Source organism: Blautia coccoides, assembly GCF_034355335.1.
GTDB lineage: Bacteria > Bacillota > Clostridia > Lachnospirales > Lachnospiraceae > Blautia > Blautia producta.
In genome coordinates this window covers 2,687,029-2,705,104 of sequence record NZ_CP136422.1, presented here as the reverse complement: position 1 = coordinate 2,705,104, position 18,076 = coordinate 2,687,029, and the positions used below count along the sequence as shown (strand labels likewise).

Below are 18,076 nucleotides of genomic sequence, written 5' to 3'. Positions count from 1 at the left end.
CTACCGAATGTCATACACACTTCTGAGCCGCAGGTTCTTAGGTTCGCCTCTCAGTACCCTGACGCGCTTCTCCCCGGCATTCATATCAAAATAGTTATCCGACAAAAGCAGATCTTCCTTATCATTCTGGATCTCCACACTCTTGGCATACGCCTGTGCCCGGATAAGGATCTCATTCCCCTCTACCCGGCAGCTAAGTTTTGGATCTTCATAGGCAAAGTATTTTGGCAGAGAGAAGATCACCGTACCTTCTGAGATGATGCTTCCATTCTGCACCAGCTCATAGCTTACATAGTTGTCAAATATCTGAATATGCGGAAACTCTGTCTTGTCAAGCCAGATACTGGACATAGGCGGAACACTGACCATCTCCTCCCGGGACGAGATCATCTCTGCCTTTTGGTTCCTCACCGCCCATCTCACCAGTACCTGCTGTTCTTTTCTGGTCTCATTGGTCACATTTAGGCGGATGGATTTTTCAAATTCAAAATGTTCCCTGTTCATATCAGGCTTTTGAGTCAGCCACCCCTCCTCCTGGCAGGATACCATGACAGGAGTGAAAAAGCGCTTTGCAAAATAGTGCAGTGCCTTCCAGCGGCCAGTGTAGTCAATGGAAGACCAGGAGGCCACAGGCCAGCAGTCATTTAGCTGCCAGTAAACAGCGCCCATACATCTTCCCCTGTTCCTTCTGAAATGTTCCACCCCATAGCGGATCGCCTCCGCCTGCAGAAGCTGTGACGCGTATAGCACAGTCTCGAAGGAGGATGGATAGCGGAACGTCTGCTGCATGTAATTCATGATCTTGCCGTTTGCGCCTGCATTTCTCTGATGCTTTTCCATCACATAGGAAAAAATATTCCAGTCATCCTGGTCATCCGTAAATGTCTTAACCGTGCTCAGGCAAGGGAAGGACTGGAATCCGAATTCCGAAGCATAACGGAAGAAATAATTTCTGTAGTCTGAGAAAGGCTTATTCCCATGCCATACATCCCAATAATGCACATCGCCCCTGTTGGGGTCATTGGGTTCATCAAAGGAACCGCCGGAGGAAGGACTTGCCGGCCAGTAAAAGGTCTGTGGGTCGTATTTCTTCAGCACTTCCGGAATCACCCTCTCGTACATAAACAGATAATCCCTCACCTCCGAATGCTTTGAAACCCAGTTTCCCTCTTTCACAAACATTTCCATCTCATTATTGCCGCACCACAGACCCAAAGAGGCATGGCCGCGGATACGTTTTATATTGTCAGCCAGTTCTTTTCTGATGTTTTCCTCAAAAGCCGGCGTCAGATCATAGACCGCGCAGGCAAACATAAAGTCCTGCCATACCATAAGGCCCAGCTCGTCGCAGATATCATAGAACCAATCCTCAGGATAATACCCGCCGCCCCACACGCGGACAGCATTGAAATTAGCGGCCCTGCAGTCTTCCAAAAGTTTTCTTGTCTTTTCCGGGGTTGTCCTGCCCAGCAGATGATCCTCAGGGATATAGTCAGCACCCATGGCAAATACCTGTACGCCGTTCACTTCATGGGCAAAGCTCTCCCCAAATTCGTCCTTCTCCACATGCATGGTCATGGTACGAAGACCAACGCGCTGTACCATTTCGTCCACCACAGATTCCCCGCACAGAAGCTCTGTCCTGACCGTGTAAAGAGGCTGCTCCCCAAGACCGTTTGGCCACCAGAGACTTGGATTTTCGATACGTATCTCCTCCGGAGAACCCTCGAAGACCTTTGTTTCTTTTTCGGGGTTCTCCACAGTGATCCGGTAAGAACAGCCTGAAGTCTCTCCCTGGATCCTCACGATCTCCCCTGCCGGTTCCTCCTTTACGATCCTTGCGTCCACCTGAGGTTTCAGCAGGACATATCCCTCCCGGTGTTCCTGCGGCAGATATACGCTGTCAAGGCAAGCCTTCTGGATACCGAGCAGAATTACCGGCCGGAATATGCCCGCGTCCGGCAGGTGTGCGCCCCAGTCCCAGCCGAACATGCAGTGGGCCTTTCTGATATGGACAAAACCGTCCATGGCATCCTCAGAACCTCTTGTAGGCGCCTCCGAGAATTTTTCCCTGATGTATGCCAGGGGGGAGTGCAAAAGTATCCGCAGCAGGTTTCCCTCTTCACGGAGAAGATGCCGCACCGGAAACTCCCATATGCGGTGCATATTATCTGTTCTTCCTATATACTCATGATTCACATAGATGTCTGCAATGGTGTCCAGACCTTCAAAGCGCAGCAAAACGCTGTCACATGCCAGAAGATCCGGTTCACAGGAAAATATCGTCTCATATTCATAGTCATTTTCCATCAGCGCCAGGGCCTTGTTCTCATTGTCTTTCCAAAAAGGATCTTCCATATTGCCGTTCCTCAATAGATCTGTATACACAGTTCCCGGAACCTGTGCCTGCTGCCGGTCCTTCTGCCCTGCTGTGTGCATTTCCCAATTTTTATTTAGATTCTGTTTTATCATCCAGCTGCTTTCCCCTTTTTCTTTTTTAACGGTTCCGTACACTCACGGTTCCTTAAGATCACTTATTCTTCACTTCCGTCGATCAGAAGATGGCTATATTCCGGGTGCTTTGCAAACCAGCCCACCGCATAAGAACATGTGGGAAGGACTTTTTTGCCGCTCTCATCCAGATATTCTGCTGCTGCCTGCATAAGCTTTCCTGCAATTCCCTGTCCCCGCAGGGACTCATCTACAAAGGTATGATTTATATTCACCGTATTTTTGTTCACTGCCGGAAATGTGACTTCTGCCAGTATTTCACCGTCTTCATTGTAATAGGCTATTTTTGCTTTTTCCTTCGTAAATTCCATGATCATTCTCCTCTTCTTTTTTTATTTCATAAAAGCCGGCATAACCGGCTTTTATATTTCTATTTTTCTGCTGCGGCAAGTGCTTTTGTTTTCCACTTTCCTCTCCCGTAGAAATACCAGGTGACAACAGCACCCAGAAGCCAGGATACCAGCAGAGAGATAAAGATACACTCACTCCGGCCATTTGGAAGCTCCGGTGTCCTGGTGGCCCAGGAAATCCCATAAGCCAGAGGCACACGGATCAGCACAGTGGTAATGATGGATATCCACATGGGCGTCATGGTATCACCCGCACCTCTCATGACACCGGAAAGGCTCTGAGTTACCGCCATGGCAATGTATCCTGCCGCCAGGATACACATCAGGCGCATACTCAGATCCACAAGCTCAGAGGTACTGGTAAATATGCCCATGAGATTCCTGCCGAACAGCAGGATCAGGGCAGTTATCACAGCGGAGGTACCGGCGGCTATCAGTGTGCCCTGTCTGGCACCCTTTTCCACCCGGTCATAGCTGTTAGCCCCTACATTCTGGCCCGCGTAGGTCGTCATAGTGGTACCAAAAGAAAAGTTTGGCATCATGGCAAAACCATCCACACGCATAACGATCACATTGGCTGCTATGAACATTTCACCAAAGCTGTTTGTCAGTGACTGCACAATGACCATCGCCATGGAAAAGATAGCCTGGGTAAGCCCAGAGGGAAGTCCCAGACGGATAATATTCACGGCATGGTTCTTTTTCATTTTCAAATAATGGAGCTTGAAATCAAAGACATCCTTCATGCGGGTCAGCTTCCACATGCAGAGGATCGCCGATACTGCCTGAGCGATCGCTGTTGCAAGGGCAACTCCCGGCACTCCCAGACCCAGACCGGCTACAAACCACAGATCCAGGATGATATTCAGCACTGTTGCCACAAGCAGATATAAAAGGGCTGATACGGAATCCCCGAGACCTCTTAAAATACCGCTTAAAATATTATAATAAGCCACACCTGCAATACCGATAAACAGTATCCTCAGATAAGAATTGCACCAGTCTATAATGGTATCCGGGGTGTGCAGAAGCTCCAGCATAGGCATAATGACAAACGGTGCCAGGGCCATGATGATCACCGACGCGATGGCAGTCAGTGTAATACAGCTTCCTATGGTGGCCGAAAGCTCTTCCCTCTCCTTCGCCCCGAAATACTGGGAAACCATAACACTGCTTCCCACGGAAATACCGATGAACAGAACCAGCAGCAGGTTGAGGATCGGTCCTGCACTTCCCACTGCCGCCAGGGCATTGTCACCTATATAGCGCCCCACAATGATACTGTCAACCGTGTTATAGAGCTGCTGCGCGATATTTCCAATGATCAGCGGCACAGTAAAAGCCACGATTTTTTCCCACGGTTTGCCCTCTGTCATATCCACAGGGCCAAATAATTTTTTTAGTTGTCCTCCCATAATACGTTTACCTTCTTCTGTCACATTTTTCATAACTGATGAATCTTCACAGTTACGTACAAAAATCCACAAAGGATCATATATCTATCCTACTATAAAAAGGCACTCTGGTCAAAATGTATTTTAAGCAGAAATCCTGTTTTTTCTTTTCCTTACTTGACAAATCCCCGCTCCATGTAATAATATAATAAGCATCCTAACTATTAGAATACTTATTATAATCAAAAGGAGTCAACTCTTATGAAAGAATCATTTCACTACATGTTAATGGTCACTCAGGCTGTTTTTCATAAAAAACTGCTGACAGGACTGCAGGGCACCGGCCTGACCCTGGGACAGCCAAAGGTTTTGGACTATCTGAGGGAACATGACGGTTCCAATCAGAAAGCCATTGCCGCTGCCTGTCACATTGAACCCGCATCCCTCACTTCTGTTCTTGGAGGCATGGAACAAAAGGGACTTATTGAACGGAAAAGCCTGAACGGCAACCGCCGCTCCCTTCACGTATTCCTCACCCAAAAGGGGAAGGAAATGGTGCAGTATGTGGAGAGGGAATTTTCCCAACTAGAAGCGCAGGCCTTCTCCGAACTGACTGTTGAGGAGAGGGATGCCTTTCTTACAGCCTTCCACAAAATATTTGAAACTATAACTGCTTACGAAAGGACAAATGAAACATGGAAAAACTAAAGTCTTATCTCATCTTTACTGCCGGTCTCTTTTTCTGCTCCATGGGAGTGAGCTTTGTGACAAAAGCGGATCTTGGCACCTCCCCGATCTCTTCCATCCCCTATGTACTGAGCCTGAGATTCCCATGGACTCTGGGAGAATTCACCATTGTATTCAGTCTGCTTTTGATCGGGCTGCAGATTCTCATACTGCGGAAAAACTTCAAACCGGAAGACATACTTCAGATACCGGTATCCATCCTCTTCGGATATTTCATAGATCTTACCATGCTCCTCTTAAAAGGCCTGGCACCCTCCGGTTATCCCGCTAAGATAACAGCTCTTCTGACCGGCTGTGTAATACTGGCCTTCGGTGTGTATCTGGAGGTTCTTGCCAATGTGGTCATGCTTCCCGGTGAATCCTTTGTCAGAGCGGTGTCGGTGACCTGGCATAAAGATTTCGGGAACTGCAAGATCGCTTTCGACGCTGCCATGACATTTACCGCTGCTGCCATCTCCCTATTTTCCTTTCACACGCTGAAAGGCGTCAGTGAGGGAACCATCCTCGCGGCATTTCTGGTGGGCTTTCTCGCACGGCTGATAGGCAGACTGTTTGACAGATTGTCTGACACGCTGACCGGTGCCCTGTCTGACTGACGGATATTCAGTATATCTCTGCATAAAAAAGCAAGAGGTGGAAACGGCTTTTCTATTCCGTTTACACCTCTTGTTTTATTTATATCACAACAATGATTCCGCCGTCATTGGCATACATGCTGCTCACGCCTGCGGTATCCAGAAGGACTACGTCTTTCACCGGAATCCGTTTTATAATGGCGTCTTTTACTATCTCGGCCCGTTCCCGGCAGTTACAGTGTGATATGCCCAGTATTCTGTCCGCGCTGTTCTCTGAGCGCTCCACAATATAATCCACCATTTTCATAAGTGCCTTATTAATGCCTCTTGCCTGGTCAAGCTGTATGATGGTACCTTCCGGGGTAGCTCCCATGACAGGCTTTATTTTCAGGGCTGTGGCCACAAATGCCTTCAGATTGCTTAAACGTCCGTTCTTTCTAAGCGTCTCAAGGCTTTCCAGTACAAAATAGGTATTCTGGCTTTCAATATAGGCCTCTACCTCCTGGACAATATCCTCAAATTCCATATTCCTGTTCTCGCACTCCTCGATCTTCAGGGCGATCAGTGTCTCGCCCACAGAAGCGGAACGGGAATTGAAGATGTGGATCTTCTTCTCAGGACAGTTCTCCAACAGCAGATTCCTGCCCAGCACGGCGCTGTTGTAGGAACCGCTCAGTTCTGAGGAAAGTGTCACTGCATACACATGGTCAGCCTCACAGTCATAGGCCTCCATATATCTCTCCGGGGAGGGACATGAGGATTTTGGACAGTTCGGTGATTCTGCTACTCTTTTTAAGAAATATGCCTGATCAAAGCTCTCATCATCCACAATATCTTCTTCGTCGACAGTAAGTGTCAGGGATGCCCGTTCAATGGACGGGTCTTCTTTCCAACGTTCAATTAATTCTCCGCAGCTGTCTATTACTATTTTATATCTCATCTTGCAACCTCTTATATGTAGTTTTTAATACTATGTTTTATGATAACACAAAACCATGCTGTTGAAAAGGCTTTTTTCATGAAAGTGCTTTGATTTTTCCCGTTTTTCGTATATACTATTCCTTAGACTACAACAGGAAGAGGAAATAATATCATGATAGCTTTACAGGTACAGGATGTAAAAGAATTTATGTCCCGTCTGCTTATAGGAACCGACTTCGATGCCTTCTGGCTGTGTGAAGCCAGTGTGACTACCTTCGTCACCTACAATATCGACGGTTCCCTCCATAAGGAGTTCTTTGATTCCGAACAGGCGGAAATGCTCACTCAGACAGAGCGCACCTTCTCATCGTGGAAGGAGATCAAACCCTTCTGCTTCTCCATCATGAAAGGAAAACACACCCCGCTTCACTTTAAGATCATATTCCAGCTCTCCAGACAGAATGTGGAAAAGCTGCTTGTGGGAAGCGGACTTTCCTGGAAACCGGCAGATGTCTTCGGCCTGTATCTGAACCTGCAGTACGATGGAAGTCATGTGACCTGCACAACAGGTACATCCCTTAAAACCTTCACCATGGATAAGTCCCTGGACCGGGTGTGGGATGAAATGGTAACTAAATTTTTCAGGCAGCAGCAGATCCCTGTACTGCTTGTCTGATCATATATTGATAATAGTTTATGTGAAAGAAGGAAAAGTATGCAAAATTATGAAACAAATGTATTAAAACAAGAGTGGATGGAGAATCTGGACCTGTTTACCCGTGAAATGGATTATCCCCGGGAAGCTGCTGTATCTCTCAGCCAGTCCCTGGAACAGGTTTTTAAAAGTCCGGAGGCGCTCTCCATACTCACAGACGCTGATCTGACGTACAGTAATAATATCCATATGGACTATAAAAAAATCTTAAATGAACTGAAAGATGTCTCACCAAGCTGTGGTGTCCACACCTATACACTCCACATGCTCTTTTTCATTATCCTGTCACGCAAAACCAGGAAAATTTATGAAGAGCGCGGTATTGCACCGGAAATCTTCCGCGCTTCCATGATGGATCTGCACTGGAAGCTTCTGGAATGCAAAAAAATGTTCGGCATATGGGGTACCAGCGTGGCTGACTGGCAGATATGGTGGTTTGAGGTCAAACGCTTTGCCCTGGGACGCTTCCAATACGAGCTGGTGCCTTTTGAAGACAACTATGAAAAGAACGGCATCTCTCTGCACCCGGGCGACCTTGTGATCAATGTACACATTCCGTCCTGCGGGCCGCTGAGAAGAGAGGAGTACATGCAGTCCTATGCCATGGCCGCAGACTTTTTCCGGGATTCTTTTGAAGACCGACCCGTTGTATTTTTCTGTGAATCCTGGATGCTGTTCCCCGAACACAGGCTTTTCCTTCCCAAAACTTCCAATATACTGGGCTTTATGCAGGATTATGACATTTATAAAGAGGAGTATAACAACGGAGATCTGTGGAGAATCTTTTATGAGGATCATAAAAAACCGGCCGAGGAACTGCCCCAGGACACGGGACTTCAGAGAGCTTACCGTTCCTGGCTGATGGAAGGACATCAGGCCGGTCTCGGATTCGGCGTTTTTATTTATGATAAAAGACTAACAGGAGAAAAATTATGATTCAGGATATTGCACCACATATTTACCACAACGAATATCTGCCCCATGAACCCCAAAAGGACAGTGTGCTGCTCTGCTATAAAAAAGACCAGATTTTTATGAAAAATGCGGACGGGGAAATCTCCTTTCCCACCTATTCCGAAGCGGAATCTGTATTCCCGGCGGTAAAAGACCTCTGGACTTATCTCTTTACCATAGATGAAACTGCCTATTACCTGGTATCCCAGCTTCCTTTTGAGGAGTTGCCGGACTATTCCCTTGAAAAGACGGACAGCCTTCGCACATTAAGCCCCCGTCATCTTATCTTTGCTGGGATCACGGGACATCAGCTCTATAAATGGTATCAAGGCCGCAGATTCTGCGGCTGCTGCGGCAGAAGGATGAAACCGGACAAAAAAGAACGCATGATGTACTGCCCTAACTGTCACATAATGGAATACCCAAAGCTCTCCCCTGCAGTCATTGTGGCTGTAAGAAACGGGGAAAAGCTGCTTCTGTCCAAATACGCGGGACGTGAATTCACCAACTATGCCCTGATCGCAGGGTTTGCGGAGATCGGAGAACCCATTGAGGACACTGTGAGACGTGAAGTCATGGAGGAGGTTGGCCTCAAGGTAAAGAATCTCCGCTTTTATAAAAGCCAGCCCTGGTCCTTCACAGACACTCTGCTCTTCGGCTTTTTCTGTGACTTAGACGGGGATGACACCATCTGCCTGGATGAGGAAGAACTGTCTCTGGCAGTGTGGATGGAACGCTCCCAAATACCTGTGGATGAATATGAGATCAGCCTTACCAGGGAAATGATGACGCTATTCAAAAACGGACTGGATAACAATTTCTGATCTGCCAAATGACAATATAGTTACAAATGTCACTGTAATGTCATTTTGCCCTGCTATACTGTGTTTCCATAAGGAGGATACACAACTATGGAAATACTTTCATGTAAAAATCTTACGAAAATTTACGGCACAGGCCCAAACGCGGTCACAGCCCTGGATCATGTCACTCTCTCCGTGGAAAGCGGAGAATTCACAGCCATTGTCGGCGCCTCCGGTTCCGGTAAATCCACGCTTCTGCATCTTTTGGGAGGTGTGGACCGGCCCACCGAGGGCGAGATCCGTATTGAGGACACCGATATATCCACTCTGGATGAAGAGGCGCTTGCTGCCTTCAGAAGGCGGAAGGTTGGTCTTATCTATCAGTTTTATAATCTGATCCCCACACTCACCATCAAGAAAAACATATTGCTGCCTGTCCTTCTGGACGGACGCAGACCTGACCTGAAAAGGTTTGACCAGATCGTCACAACTCTTGGGCTTACTGACCGTCTGGAACATCTCCCCGGAGAACTGTCAGGAGGGCAGCAGCAGCGGGCCGCCATTGCCAGAAGTCTGATCAGTCGTCCTGCCATTTTACTGGCAGATGAACCCACAGGCAATCTGGACCGGAAAAATTCCCAGGAGACACTGGATCTGCTGAAGCTGTCACACCGCCGCTTCGGACAGACAGTTCTTCTGATCACACACGACGAAAAATTGGCACTGGAGGCTGACCGTATCCTGACCATGGAGGACGGCAGGGTGATCAAAGACCAGGTGAACCAGTCATGAAGATCCTGAGAGAATATACCCTGGATTTTATCCGGCGCAACAAACGCACAAGCTGTGCCATCATGATAGCCCTCTATCTGGCCAGCACCTTCCTCTCCGCCCTCTGCGGATTTATCAATACCATGTGGAGGGATACCATCACACTCACGGTATTCAAATCAGGAGACTGGCACGGGGAATTGTTCGGTGAGGCCTTCGGCCGGGATCTACCCCTTATAAAGGGGTATTCCACTGTGGACGATGTCCTCATAAAAGGTAATTTTATCACGGCTGATATAGAGGACCCCAGAAGAGAATATCTGTCCCTGCGCTGTGCCAATGCCGCATACTGGAAACACATGCCGGAAAAAAATGAGCTGACAGACGGACGCATACCTGAAGCCTCCAATGAAATCGCCATATCAAAACAATATTTTGAAAACCATCCGGAGCTTAAAATAGGCGACACCATAACTCTACCCATGGGAGAACGAGTAAAAGACGGAACCATCCTGGAGGCCACTGAACCGCTTCGCAGCGGGGAAACCTTTTCCAAAAGAGAGGAACGCACCTTTACCATAGTAGGTATCCTGGACGCTGCCACGCCCTCCACTGTCCCCTCCTATTACGCAATGGGCTATATGGAAGATGATGATATCAGGCCGGAGGAATCCATCACGGTCTATCTGCGGTTCCGGTCTATGCGTGACACTTATGAGGATCTGCCCAAAATAGCAGCTCTGATCGGCTGGGAAAAGGATGAATACGGTGAATATAATTTAAAATACAATGCAGATCTTCTGTCCCAGCATTTTGTCTTTCCCAAAGAACAGTTCCATATGGACAATGCACTGGAGGCGCTGGCATTTCCTATTATGTTTCTGTTCCTGGCTGTATTGGTTGTAGGGCTTTTTGTCCTGATCATCCATAACGCATTCTCTCTGTCTGCCAATTCACGTGTTACACAGTTGGGCATCCTGGCAAGCATCGGCGCCTCTCCCCGCCAGATCCGGCAGTCGGTGATCTGGGAAGGCCTGTTTCTCATGCTTCTTCCCCTGCCGGCAGGACTTGCCACAGGGTGGTTTCTGGATCATTGGCTGATACAGTATGTGAACTCCATCAATGACGCAGCCAGAAGCGGCAATATACCAAAAGTCACTTTTTCGTATGGACTGCCCAGTATCCTGCCTGCCATCCTGCTGACCTTTTTTACCGTATGGTTCTCAGCCAGGATCCCAGCCAGAAAAATAGCCCGGCTTACGCCCATTGAAGCCATCCGCCGGGGTGAAGCCGGAAATATTAAAAAGACCCGCTCCCGGCACATCCTCTCCCGGTTCTTCGGAATCGAGGGGGAATTGGCTTCCAGCGCGCTTTCTGCCAGAAAGAAATCCTATCGGACAGCTACCATCTCCCTGACCCTATCCTTTCTGGTTCTGGCCTGTTTCTGGCATCTGAATGCCTTCCGGACAGTCCAGGCAGAGTTCTCCGCAAAGGAGGATCAGGATCAAGCGGACATTGAGTATTTCCTGGATAACGGTCAAGCGCCGGAAGCTGAGATTCTGAAAGACCTGAAAAGCTTTCCTCATGTAAAGGAAGCGGTATTTTATTCCAACTTAAAATCTGCCCTTTGGATCACACCGGATATGGTATCAGATGAGCTTAAGAACGCGGGAGGAATGGACGCTGTGGTGGATGCAGGAAAATATTATCCCATTAAAAGAGACGGAGAATACCGGGTACAGAACTATTTCATTGGCCTGGATGATGAATCCTTCACCGCATACTGCGATACTCTGGGTATTGACCCTGCTCCATATTTTGATACTGCAGATATACAGTCTATTGTCTGCAACAGCATTGCCGATAAAGTGAATGCCACGTCCACCAGGACGGATATGATAGACTTTCTGAAGATGCAAGAGGGAGACATCCTTACTTATACGGATAAAATTTTGGATGAAGAGGAAGGGGAGTCAGTTATTCAGGTAAAAGCCGGCTACATTACAGACAAAACTCCGCTCCCCGGCGTAGAGTTTCCCGGATATACACTGGTTCAGTTTGTACCTATGAGTACCCTGGATTCCATGGCTGAAAATGTCAGGGAAAAACGGCGTCTGGGGGCCTACCATGCCATTGGTCTTTTCAAAGCCGACCACAGGAAATACATTTCCCAGGTCAGAGATGACCTGGAAAAATTCAGTGACAGATATTACGGTTCCGGTGATTATATCATTTCCGATATCCTGGAGAAAGAAAAGCTGAACAATGACGCCAACAAAATGTACAGTGCGATCATCTTCTTTATCTCAGGACTGATGGCGGTCATCGGTCTCTCCAATGTATGGGCAACCATATCCGGAACCCTGAAAAGCCGCAGAAGGGAACTATCCACCCTGCGTTCCGTGGGCCTCTCTCCCAGAGCGCTGTCCCGCATCTTATCCCTGGAAGCACTGCTGTTCGGGCTGACGCCGTTTCTTATCAGTCTTCCCGTACAGGTGTTGTTCGTAGCCTTCTTCCTGAACGCGTCTGGGCTGCCCTTTAGCGCTTACCTGGTGCACGCGCCGTTTTTAAAGATTCTTGCTTACACTGCCCTGCTGCTGGCTGTTATGCTGGCAACCTATGCCTCCGGCAGCAGGAAAATACGAAAAGAAAATATTGTTGACGCGCTGAAAGACGATACCATTTAGGGCGGGGTGTATGGATCATGGAATTGATTTTAAGATATGCCCGATATGCTCCGGTCCGTATAAAACCTAGCAGTAAAACAGGCTCCCCCATTTGCAGCGTTCTCTGCCCGCAGGGTGCCGTTCTGCCGCTCAACCAGTGCTTTTGACAAAGCCAGACCAATACCAATGCTGTCCTTGCAGGCATTACTTCCCCGGTAAAACCGCTGGAATAAGAGGGGCAGGTCCTCCCTATCAAATCCGGGGCCGTTATCCGCCACCAGGATCTCCGTATAAAGGGGATTCTGGTGGTATTTTATTGTGATCCTCCCTCCATTTCCTGCATGTTCGCTGCAGTTTTTTATCAAATTGGAAAAAATCTCAGCCGTCCAATGCCTGTCACCGCAGAAAACGCATTCCGGCTGCATCTGCAGATCCAGGGTCTGATTTCTTTCTTTTATCTGAGGTTCCAGAGGCTCTGAGGCCTGGATCATCACAGAGGCCGCATCCAGACTTTCCTGTTCCAATTCCAGTGTTCCCGCGTCAAGCCTGGATAGTGTCAGAAGACCGGCAACCAGGTATTCCATACGGGAAATCTGACGCTCCAGGCGCTCCAGATAAGCTCTTGTCTCCCGGTTTACTTCCTCCTCCCGGATCAGTTGTACCATCAGGGACATGGAGGTAATGGGCGTCTTTAGCTGGTGTGCAATATCTGCCAGATTATCCGCCAGATTCTGCCGTTCCCGGCATGCCTCCTCCTTTGTCCTGCGAAGCTCCCTGACGGTCTTGTAGATCTCATCCTCCAGTATGGAAAAAGAGTCCTCCCTGCGTGCCAGCACTGTCTCTCGTCCCTGGTTCACATCCTCCAGATACGCAGTCAGTTCTTCCATACGCTGCGTCCTCCCCCGCTCTGCCTTTGTATACCAAAACAGCCAGATAAGGAATATCACTGCAAGCCCCGCGCAGGATATGCCCATATAGGCGGGCAGAAGACCGCTTCTGTAATATCCGTCCGTGTATCCGTACCTATCCAGCCACTCTTTTCCCTCCCCGGAAACCTCTACACTCCGGCTTTCTTTCAAGATCTTGGCCACCTTTTCTGTAAGTTCCGGTTCCTCCTCCATGGTGTAGGAGATCATATACTCCGCGTTCTCTCTCTGGGTGTGGGCGGAAATCACGGAAAATCCAAAACCCAGAACAGCTCCCAGGAAAAGGGCCGCCGCAAGTGCCCCCAGTATGGTGATCCTCCTTGCTCTCTTATCCATTCTCAGCTATCTCCTCCATCCGATAACCAATCCCCCTAAGCGTCCGGATCTGCTCCGGGTTCCCCAGCTTTTCCCTGAGGCGTTTCATAGTGACTGTCAGGGTATTGTCATTGACAAAATTTCCATCCGCATCCCACAGAAGCTCAAGAAGGCGGTTCCTGGTTATTGCCTGGTTCTTATTCTCCAGAAGCACCCGCAGCAGCCGCAGTTCCCCGGCTGTCAATACCACCTCCTCAGACCCAAGATATGCTTTCATCTTCTCTGTATCCATGGAAATATGGCCGCATGCAAGCCTTCCCATCTCCGCAGTCCTGCTGCTCCTTCTTAGAACAGCACGGATCCTGGAGGAAAGAACCGACAAAAGAAACGGTTTCACAATATAATCATCTGCTCCCATGTCCAGCCCTCTCACAATATCCTTCTCCTCATCCCGCACAGTGAGAAATATAACGGGAAGTGTCTCATCAAAGGCCTTTACCTGCCGACAGAAGGAAAAGCCATTCCCATCCGGCAAATTCAGATCCAGGAGCACAAGGTCTGTCTTTTCATCCAGGCAGGCTCCTGCCTCCTTTAAGGTCCGGCACCAGACAGTGGTGCTCCCCTCTTTTTTCATTGCGCTTTGGATTCCAAAGGCAATGGTCTCATCATCCTCCAGCAGTAAAATACGCGGCATAACATTTCTCCCTCAAAAATAAAATAATTCCTCGAATTTCTTGTCCAGTGCAATACATAAGATCAGTGCCAGTTTTGCTGTTGGATTAAACTGCCCCGTCTCAATGGAGCTTATGGTATTTCTGGATACCCCCACCATCTCAGCCAACTGGTTCTGGGACAATTTTTTCTCACTTCTGGCTTCCTTCAGGCGGTTTTTTAAAATTAATTCATCGTCCATCTGCTGCCCGCCTAAAAAATCTCACTGATATAGCCGACAAACAGCAGCACGGCAGCCAGCACTGACAGGATTCCCAGCCCTATCTCGAACTTCTTGTGAAGCTTCCCCCCGTTATACAGATAATGGATTCCCATGCTCACAAAAAATATGCAGTACACATCGCTCCAGGGCTGCCCTGCCACAATTTTAACGATCATCAGCGCCAAAGTTACCAAGAGAATCCCCATCAGCACAAAACTGAATCCTTTCTGCGAAACCTGCGTTTCCCATTCATCCATGGAGCCTTTCTTTTTCTTCCTGGCCAGCTCCAAAACTTCCTTTTTTTCCATAACGGCACCTTCCTCTCTTTGCCAAGTTTTCTTGTCATCTATATTATATCATGCCAAGTTTTCTTGTCAACACTTTCTGCCAAGTTTTCTTTGCAGTCCAGACGAACAATCTCCTCTTTGCGGGTGCTGCAAATTTCATAAATGCAGGTATCATAAATACAAAATAGTGCAGTTGTAAAAAATCATTTTCACAACTGCACTATGATCGTTCTTATTTATTTCGCACTCTTTTTATCTTATTTTGCAAGCATCATCATGATATCATTGCTGCGTGTCACAAATTTTGTCATTTCCTCCGGTGTGAGCTGTCTGTGGCTCAGCACAGCCAGATCATAAAGCTGCTCACAGATCACATTTGTGTTCTCTGTATCACCGTTCTCCAGGACATACTGTACCAGCTTATTGTTGGCATTGAGTATCAGTGTCTCCTGTCCGCCGAACATGGACGGGTCCATACCGTACATATTATACATTTTCATCATTTCCTGCATACGGCGGCTTTCCTCTGAAACGGTCATCATGGAAGAAACATTTTCATTTTTCAGTTTTTCCACTTTAACGGTCAGGTTTTCTTTGTTCAGCACCTTTTTAAACAGTTCTGAAAGGGTCTTTGTCTCCTCTTCCAGCGCTGCCGCATCATCCTCTTTTACGGAGTCATTGATATCCGCATCAATGCGCAGGAACCTTACATTTTCCTTGATCTGCTCTACATGGGAGATAAACGGGGAGTCAATGTTATGTTTCATGATGACAGCATCCTGGCCCTCTTCTCTGAACATATTAATATACTGGCTCTGCTGTACCTCATCTGTCACATAGTAAATATTTGTCTTCTCAGGCTCTTTCTCTTCCTCGTCTTTCTTGCTGTCCTCTGCAGTCTCCTCTTTTGTTTCCTCAACTACAGTTTCCTCAGTCTCTTTGGCCTCTTCCGGTTTTTCATTGGCTTTGATGCAGTCTTCCAGAGTCAGATACTTGCCGTCAATATTCTTATACAGGATGTAATCCATCATTCTCTCTGAGAATTTTGTATCCTTTAAACAGCCGAATTTGATGAACGGGCTGATATCATCCCAATATTTTTCATAGTTTTCTCTATCTGTCTTGCACATGCCTGACAGCTTGTCAGCCACTTTTTTGCTGATATACTCAGAAATTTTCTTTACAAATCCGTCATTCTGCAGCGCACTTCTGGATACGTTCAGAGGCAGATCCGGGCAGTCAATGACACCTTTTAACAGCATCAAAAACTCAGGGATCACTTCTTTGATATTGTCTGCGATGAACACCTGGTTGTTGTACAGCTTGATGGTTCCCTCAATGGATTCGTATTCCATGTTGATCTTCGGGAAGTACAGGATACCTTTCAGGTTGAACGGATAATCCATGTTCAGATGGATCCAGAACAGAGGCTCCTTGTAATCCATAAATACTTTTCTGTAGAAATCTTTGTATTCCTCGTCTGTACAGTCGTTGGGATGTTTTGTCCACAGCGGATGGGTGTCACTTAAAGATACCGGACGTTTATTGATCTTTACTTTATCCTGGGCAGGAGAAACCTCAACGATTTCCTTCTCGCCGTTTTCGTTCTCCTTCTCCTCTGTCTTGGCCTCCTCGTGGATGTGCTCTACTACCACATCATCCTCTCTTAAATCAGCCTCATCAATGGTCTCATACTCCTGCTCTGCATTGGCCTTTGACAGGAATATTTCTACCGGCATGAAGGAGCAGTATTTTTCAATGATCTCTCTTGCACGGTATTCGTTGGCAAATTCCAGTGCATCCTCATTTAAGAACAGGGTGATCTCTGTACCTACTTCTGTGCGGCTTCCCTCTCCGATTTCGTACTCTGTGCCGCCGTCACATTCCCAGTGTACGGGAACAGCGTCCTCTTTGTAGGAAAGTGTATCAATATGAACTTCATCAGCTACCATAAACGCAGAATAGAATCCCAGACCGAAATGTCCGATGATCTGATCTTCGTTAGTCTTATCTTTATATTTCTCCAAAAACTCTGTCGCACCGGAAAATGCGATCTGAGTAATATATTCTTCCACCTCATCAGCGGTCATACCAAGACCGGTATCAATGAATTTCAGTGTCTTCTCTTCCGGATTCACGATCACCTGGATCTTGTTCTTGTGTCCTTCCGGGAATGTATACTCACCCATAACCTCCAGTTTTTTCAGTTTGGTAATGGCATCACATCCATTGGAAATCATCTCACGGAAGAAAATGTCATGGTCGGAGTACAACCATTTCTTGATGATCGGGAAAATATTGTCGCTATTGATTGATAAATTACCACGCTTGTTAGCCATGATATGCATCTCCTTTGTCTTTTCTCTGTTTTCTTATTTTTATTACGGAAAACTTTACTCCGGTTTCCCGCTGCTAAAAATAATATTAATACCCGGCGGAGGAAAAGTCAAGAGAAAATTAGCACTCATTTTCAGTGAGTGCTAACAAATTTTTATTAAAATTATAAACAAACTATAAAATCAGTTATGTATCATCCCTGTCATCAATCTTCTGCGCCACGATAAAAATATTCGGCGGATTTTTGTGAAGATTTACGATTTCCAGTACCAGAAATCCTTTTTTCTGGATCTTCCGCATCAGGCCGATGGGTGTATCAAAAGCCACATAGGGCATAAGGTGCAGCTTGCTCTTCACAAACTTTTTCACGGAGTCCCTTGAAAAATTCCTTCCCAGACAGTCTGTAGCGGAGATAAACACTCCTCCGGGTTTGAGAAGAGACCATATTTTTTCCAACACCTGATCCCGGTCTGACAGATATAAAAGCACGTTAAAAGCTGTCACCACATCAAAACTCTCCGGTTCACCGCTGAAATTCATCAGATCCGTGTGACAGAATGTGATGTTCCGGCATCCTTCCCCGGCTGCCTTCTGCACTGCTTTTTCCATCATCTCCTCTGATGTGTCAATAGCCACGATCTCCCTCACATTCTGTGAGATGGGAATAGTGGTATTGCCTGTACCGCACCCGAAATCCAGGACTTTTGCCTCCTGGTTCAGGTACGGCAGTGTGCGCTTCACTGTCTTTTTATACGCTTTTTTATAGACCTTCCACACCTGGTCATCGTAAACTCTGGATCTCCTGTTCCAGAAATATTCATTGTCTGATGGTTTCTTTGACATCTTATGTTTCCCCTTTCTGAACTAACT

17 protein-coding genes are annotated in these 18,076 nt (G+C 47.3%); 7 read left to right on the top strand and 10 right to left on the bottom strand.

Annotation, left to right across the window (positions count from 1 at the left end):
- The 3 genes from BLCOC_RS11995 to BLCOC_RS11985 form a co-directional block, all read right to left on the bottom strand.
- Complete coding sequence (locus BLCOC_RS11995) at positions 1-2,472, bottom strand: beta-mannosidase (protein ID WP_115625384.1); 2,472 nt, start codon at positions 2,470-2,472, stop codon at positions 1-3.
- Between the two features lie 62 nt (positions 2,473-2,534).
- Positions 2,535-2,822 (bottom strand): GNAT family N-acetyltransferase, encoded by a 288-nt coding sequence (locus BLCOC_RS11990; protein WP_018594927.1) that lies wholly within the window; start codon positions 2,820-2,822, stop codon positions 2,535-2,537.
- A gap of 59 nt (positions 2,823-2,881) precedes the next feature.
- Positions 2,882-4,309: an MATE family efflux transporter gene (locus BLCOC_RS11985; RefSeq protein WP_242998939.1), complete on the bottom strand. Its 1,428-nt coding sequence runs from the start codon at positions 4,307-4,309 to the stop codon at positions 2,882-2,884.
- Positions 4,310-4,516: 207 nt separating this feature from the next.
- Here BLCOC_RS11985 and BLCOC_RS11980 point away from each other — a divergent pair, with 207 nt between their 5' ends.
- Entirely contained in the window at positions 4,517-4,963 is a 447-nt protein-coding gene (locus BLCOC_RS11980) for a MarR family winged helix-turn-helix transcriptional regulator (RefSeq protein WP_029469412.1), read from the top strand.
- Entirely contained in the window at positions 4,951-5,598 is a 648-nt protein-coding gene (locus BLCOC_RS11975) for a YczE/YyaS/YitT family protein (RefSeq protein ID WP_115622300.1), read from the top strand. Before BLCOC_RS11980 ends, BLCOC_RS11975 begins: the two co-directional genes overlap by 13 nt.
- A 79-nt stretch (positions 5,599-5,677) precedes the next feature.
- Here the strand turns inward: BLCOC_RS11975 and BLCOC_RS11970 are convergent, their stop codons facing one another.
- Positions 5,678-6,517: a DegV family protein gene (locus BLCOC_RS11970; protein WP_029469413.1), complete on the bottom strand. Its 840-nt coding sequence runs from the start codon at positions 6,515-6,517 to the stop codon at positions 5,678-5,680.
- Positions 6,518-6,670: 153 nt separating this feature from the next.
- Between BLCOC_RS11970 and BLCOC_RS11965 the strand changes: the two genes are divergently transcribed.
- From BLCOC_RS11965 to BLCOC_RS11945, 5 genes are all read left to right on the top strand, one after another.
- A complete protein-coding gene (locus BLCOC_RS11965; protein ID WP_018594922.1) occupies positions 6,671-7,174 on the top strand; it encodes a DUF5721 family protein in 504 nt (167 codons plus the stop codon).
- Positions 7,175-7,213: 39 nt separating this feature from the next.
- Positions 7,214-8,149 carry an acyltransferase domain-containing protein gene (locus BLCOC_RS11960; RefSeq protein WP_115622299.1) on the top strand — a complete coding sequence of 312 codons (936 nt, stop codon included), beginning with the start codon at positions 7,214-7,216 and terminating at the stop codon, positions 8,147-8,149.
- Entirely contained in the window at positions 8,146-8,991 is an 846-nt protein-coding gene (gene nudC / locus BLCOC_RS11955; protein WP_029469415.1) for an NAD(+) diphosphatase, read from the top strand. The genes BLCOC_RS11960 and nudC overlap by 4 nt, the downstream gene beginning before the upstream one ends.
- An 87-nt stretch (positions 8,992-9,078) precedes the next feature.
- Positions 9,079-9,762: an ABC transporter ATP-binding protein gene (locus tag BLCOC_RS11950; RefSeq protein ID WP_018594919.1), complete on the top strand. Its 684-nt coding sequence runs from the start codon at positions 9,079-9,081 to the stop codon at positions 9,760-9,762.
- Complete coding sequence (locus tag BLCOC_RS11945) at positions 9,759-12,428, top strand: ABC transporter permease (RefSeq protein ID WP_115622298.1); 2,670 nt, start codon at positions 9,759-9,761, stop codon at positions 12,426-12,428. The genes BLCOC_RS11950 and BLCOC_RS11945 overlap by 4 nt, the downstream gene beginning before the upstream one ends.
- Positions 12,429-12,457: 29 nt before the next feature.
- Here BLCOC_RS11945 and BLCOC_RS11940 read toward each other — a convergent pair whose 3' ends face one another.
- From BLCOC_RS11940 to BLCOC_RS11915, 6 genes are all read right to left on the bottom strand, one after another.
- The gene (locus BLCOC_RS11940; protein WP_115622297.1) at positions 12,458-13,669 is read right to left on the bottom strand and encodes a sensor histidine kinase; all 1,212 of its coding nucleotides are present in this window, start codon (positions 13,667-13,669) and stop codon (positions 12,458-12,460) included.
- Positions 13,662-14,342: a response regulator transcription factor gene (locus tag BLCOC_RS11935; protein WP_115622296.1), complete on the bottom strand. Its 681-nt coding sequence runs from the start codon at positions 14,340-14,342 to the stop codon at positions 13,662-13,664. Before BLCOC_RS11935 ends, BLCOC_RS11940 begins: the two co-directional genes overlap by 8 nt.
- A 12-nt stretch (positions 14,343-14,354) precedes the next feature.
- Positions 14,355-14,561, bottom strand: coding sequence for a helix-turn-helix transcriptional regulator (locus tag BLCOC_RS11930; RefSeq protein WP_029469419.1), 207 nt, complete (start codon positions 14,559-14,561; stop codon positions 14,355-14,357).
- An 11-nt stretch (positions 14,562-14,572) separates the two neighbouring features.
- Entirely contained in the window at positions 14,573-14,890 is a 318-nt protein-coding gene (locus tag BLCOC_RS11925) for a DUF6442 family protein (protein WP_029469420.1), read from the bottom strand.
- Positions 14,891-15,126: 236 nt separating this feature from the next.
- Positions 15,127-17,208 carry a molecular chaperone HtpG gene (htpG, locus tag BLCOC_RS11920; RefSeq protein ID WP_018594913.1) on the bottom strand — a complete coding sequence of 694 codons (2,082 nt, stop codon included), beginning with the start codon at positions 17,206-17,208 and terminating at the stop codon, positions 15,127-15,129.
- 184 nt (positions 17,209-17,392) lie between these two features.
- Complete coding sequence (locus BLCOC_RS11915; protein WP_044953999.1) at positions 17,393-18,049, bottom strand: class I SAM-dependent methyltransferase; 657 nt, start codon at positions 18,047-18,049, stop codon at positions 17,393-17,395.
- Between the last annotated feature and the right edge of the window lie 27 nt (positions 18,050-18,076).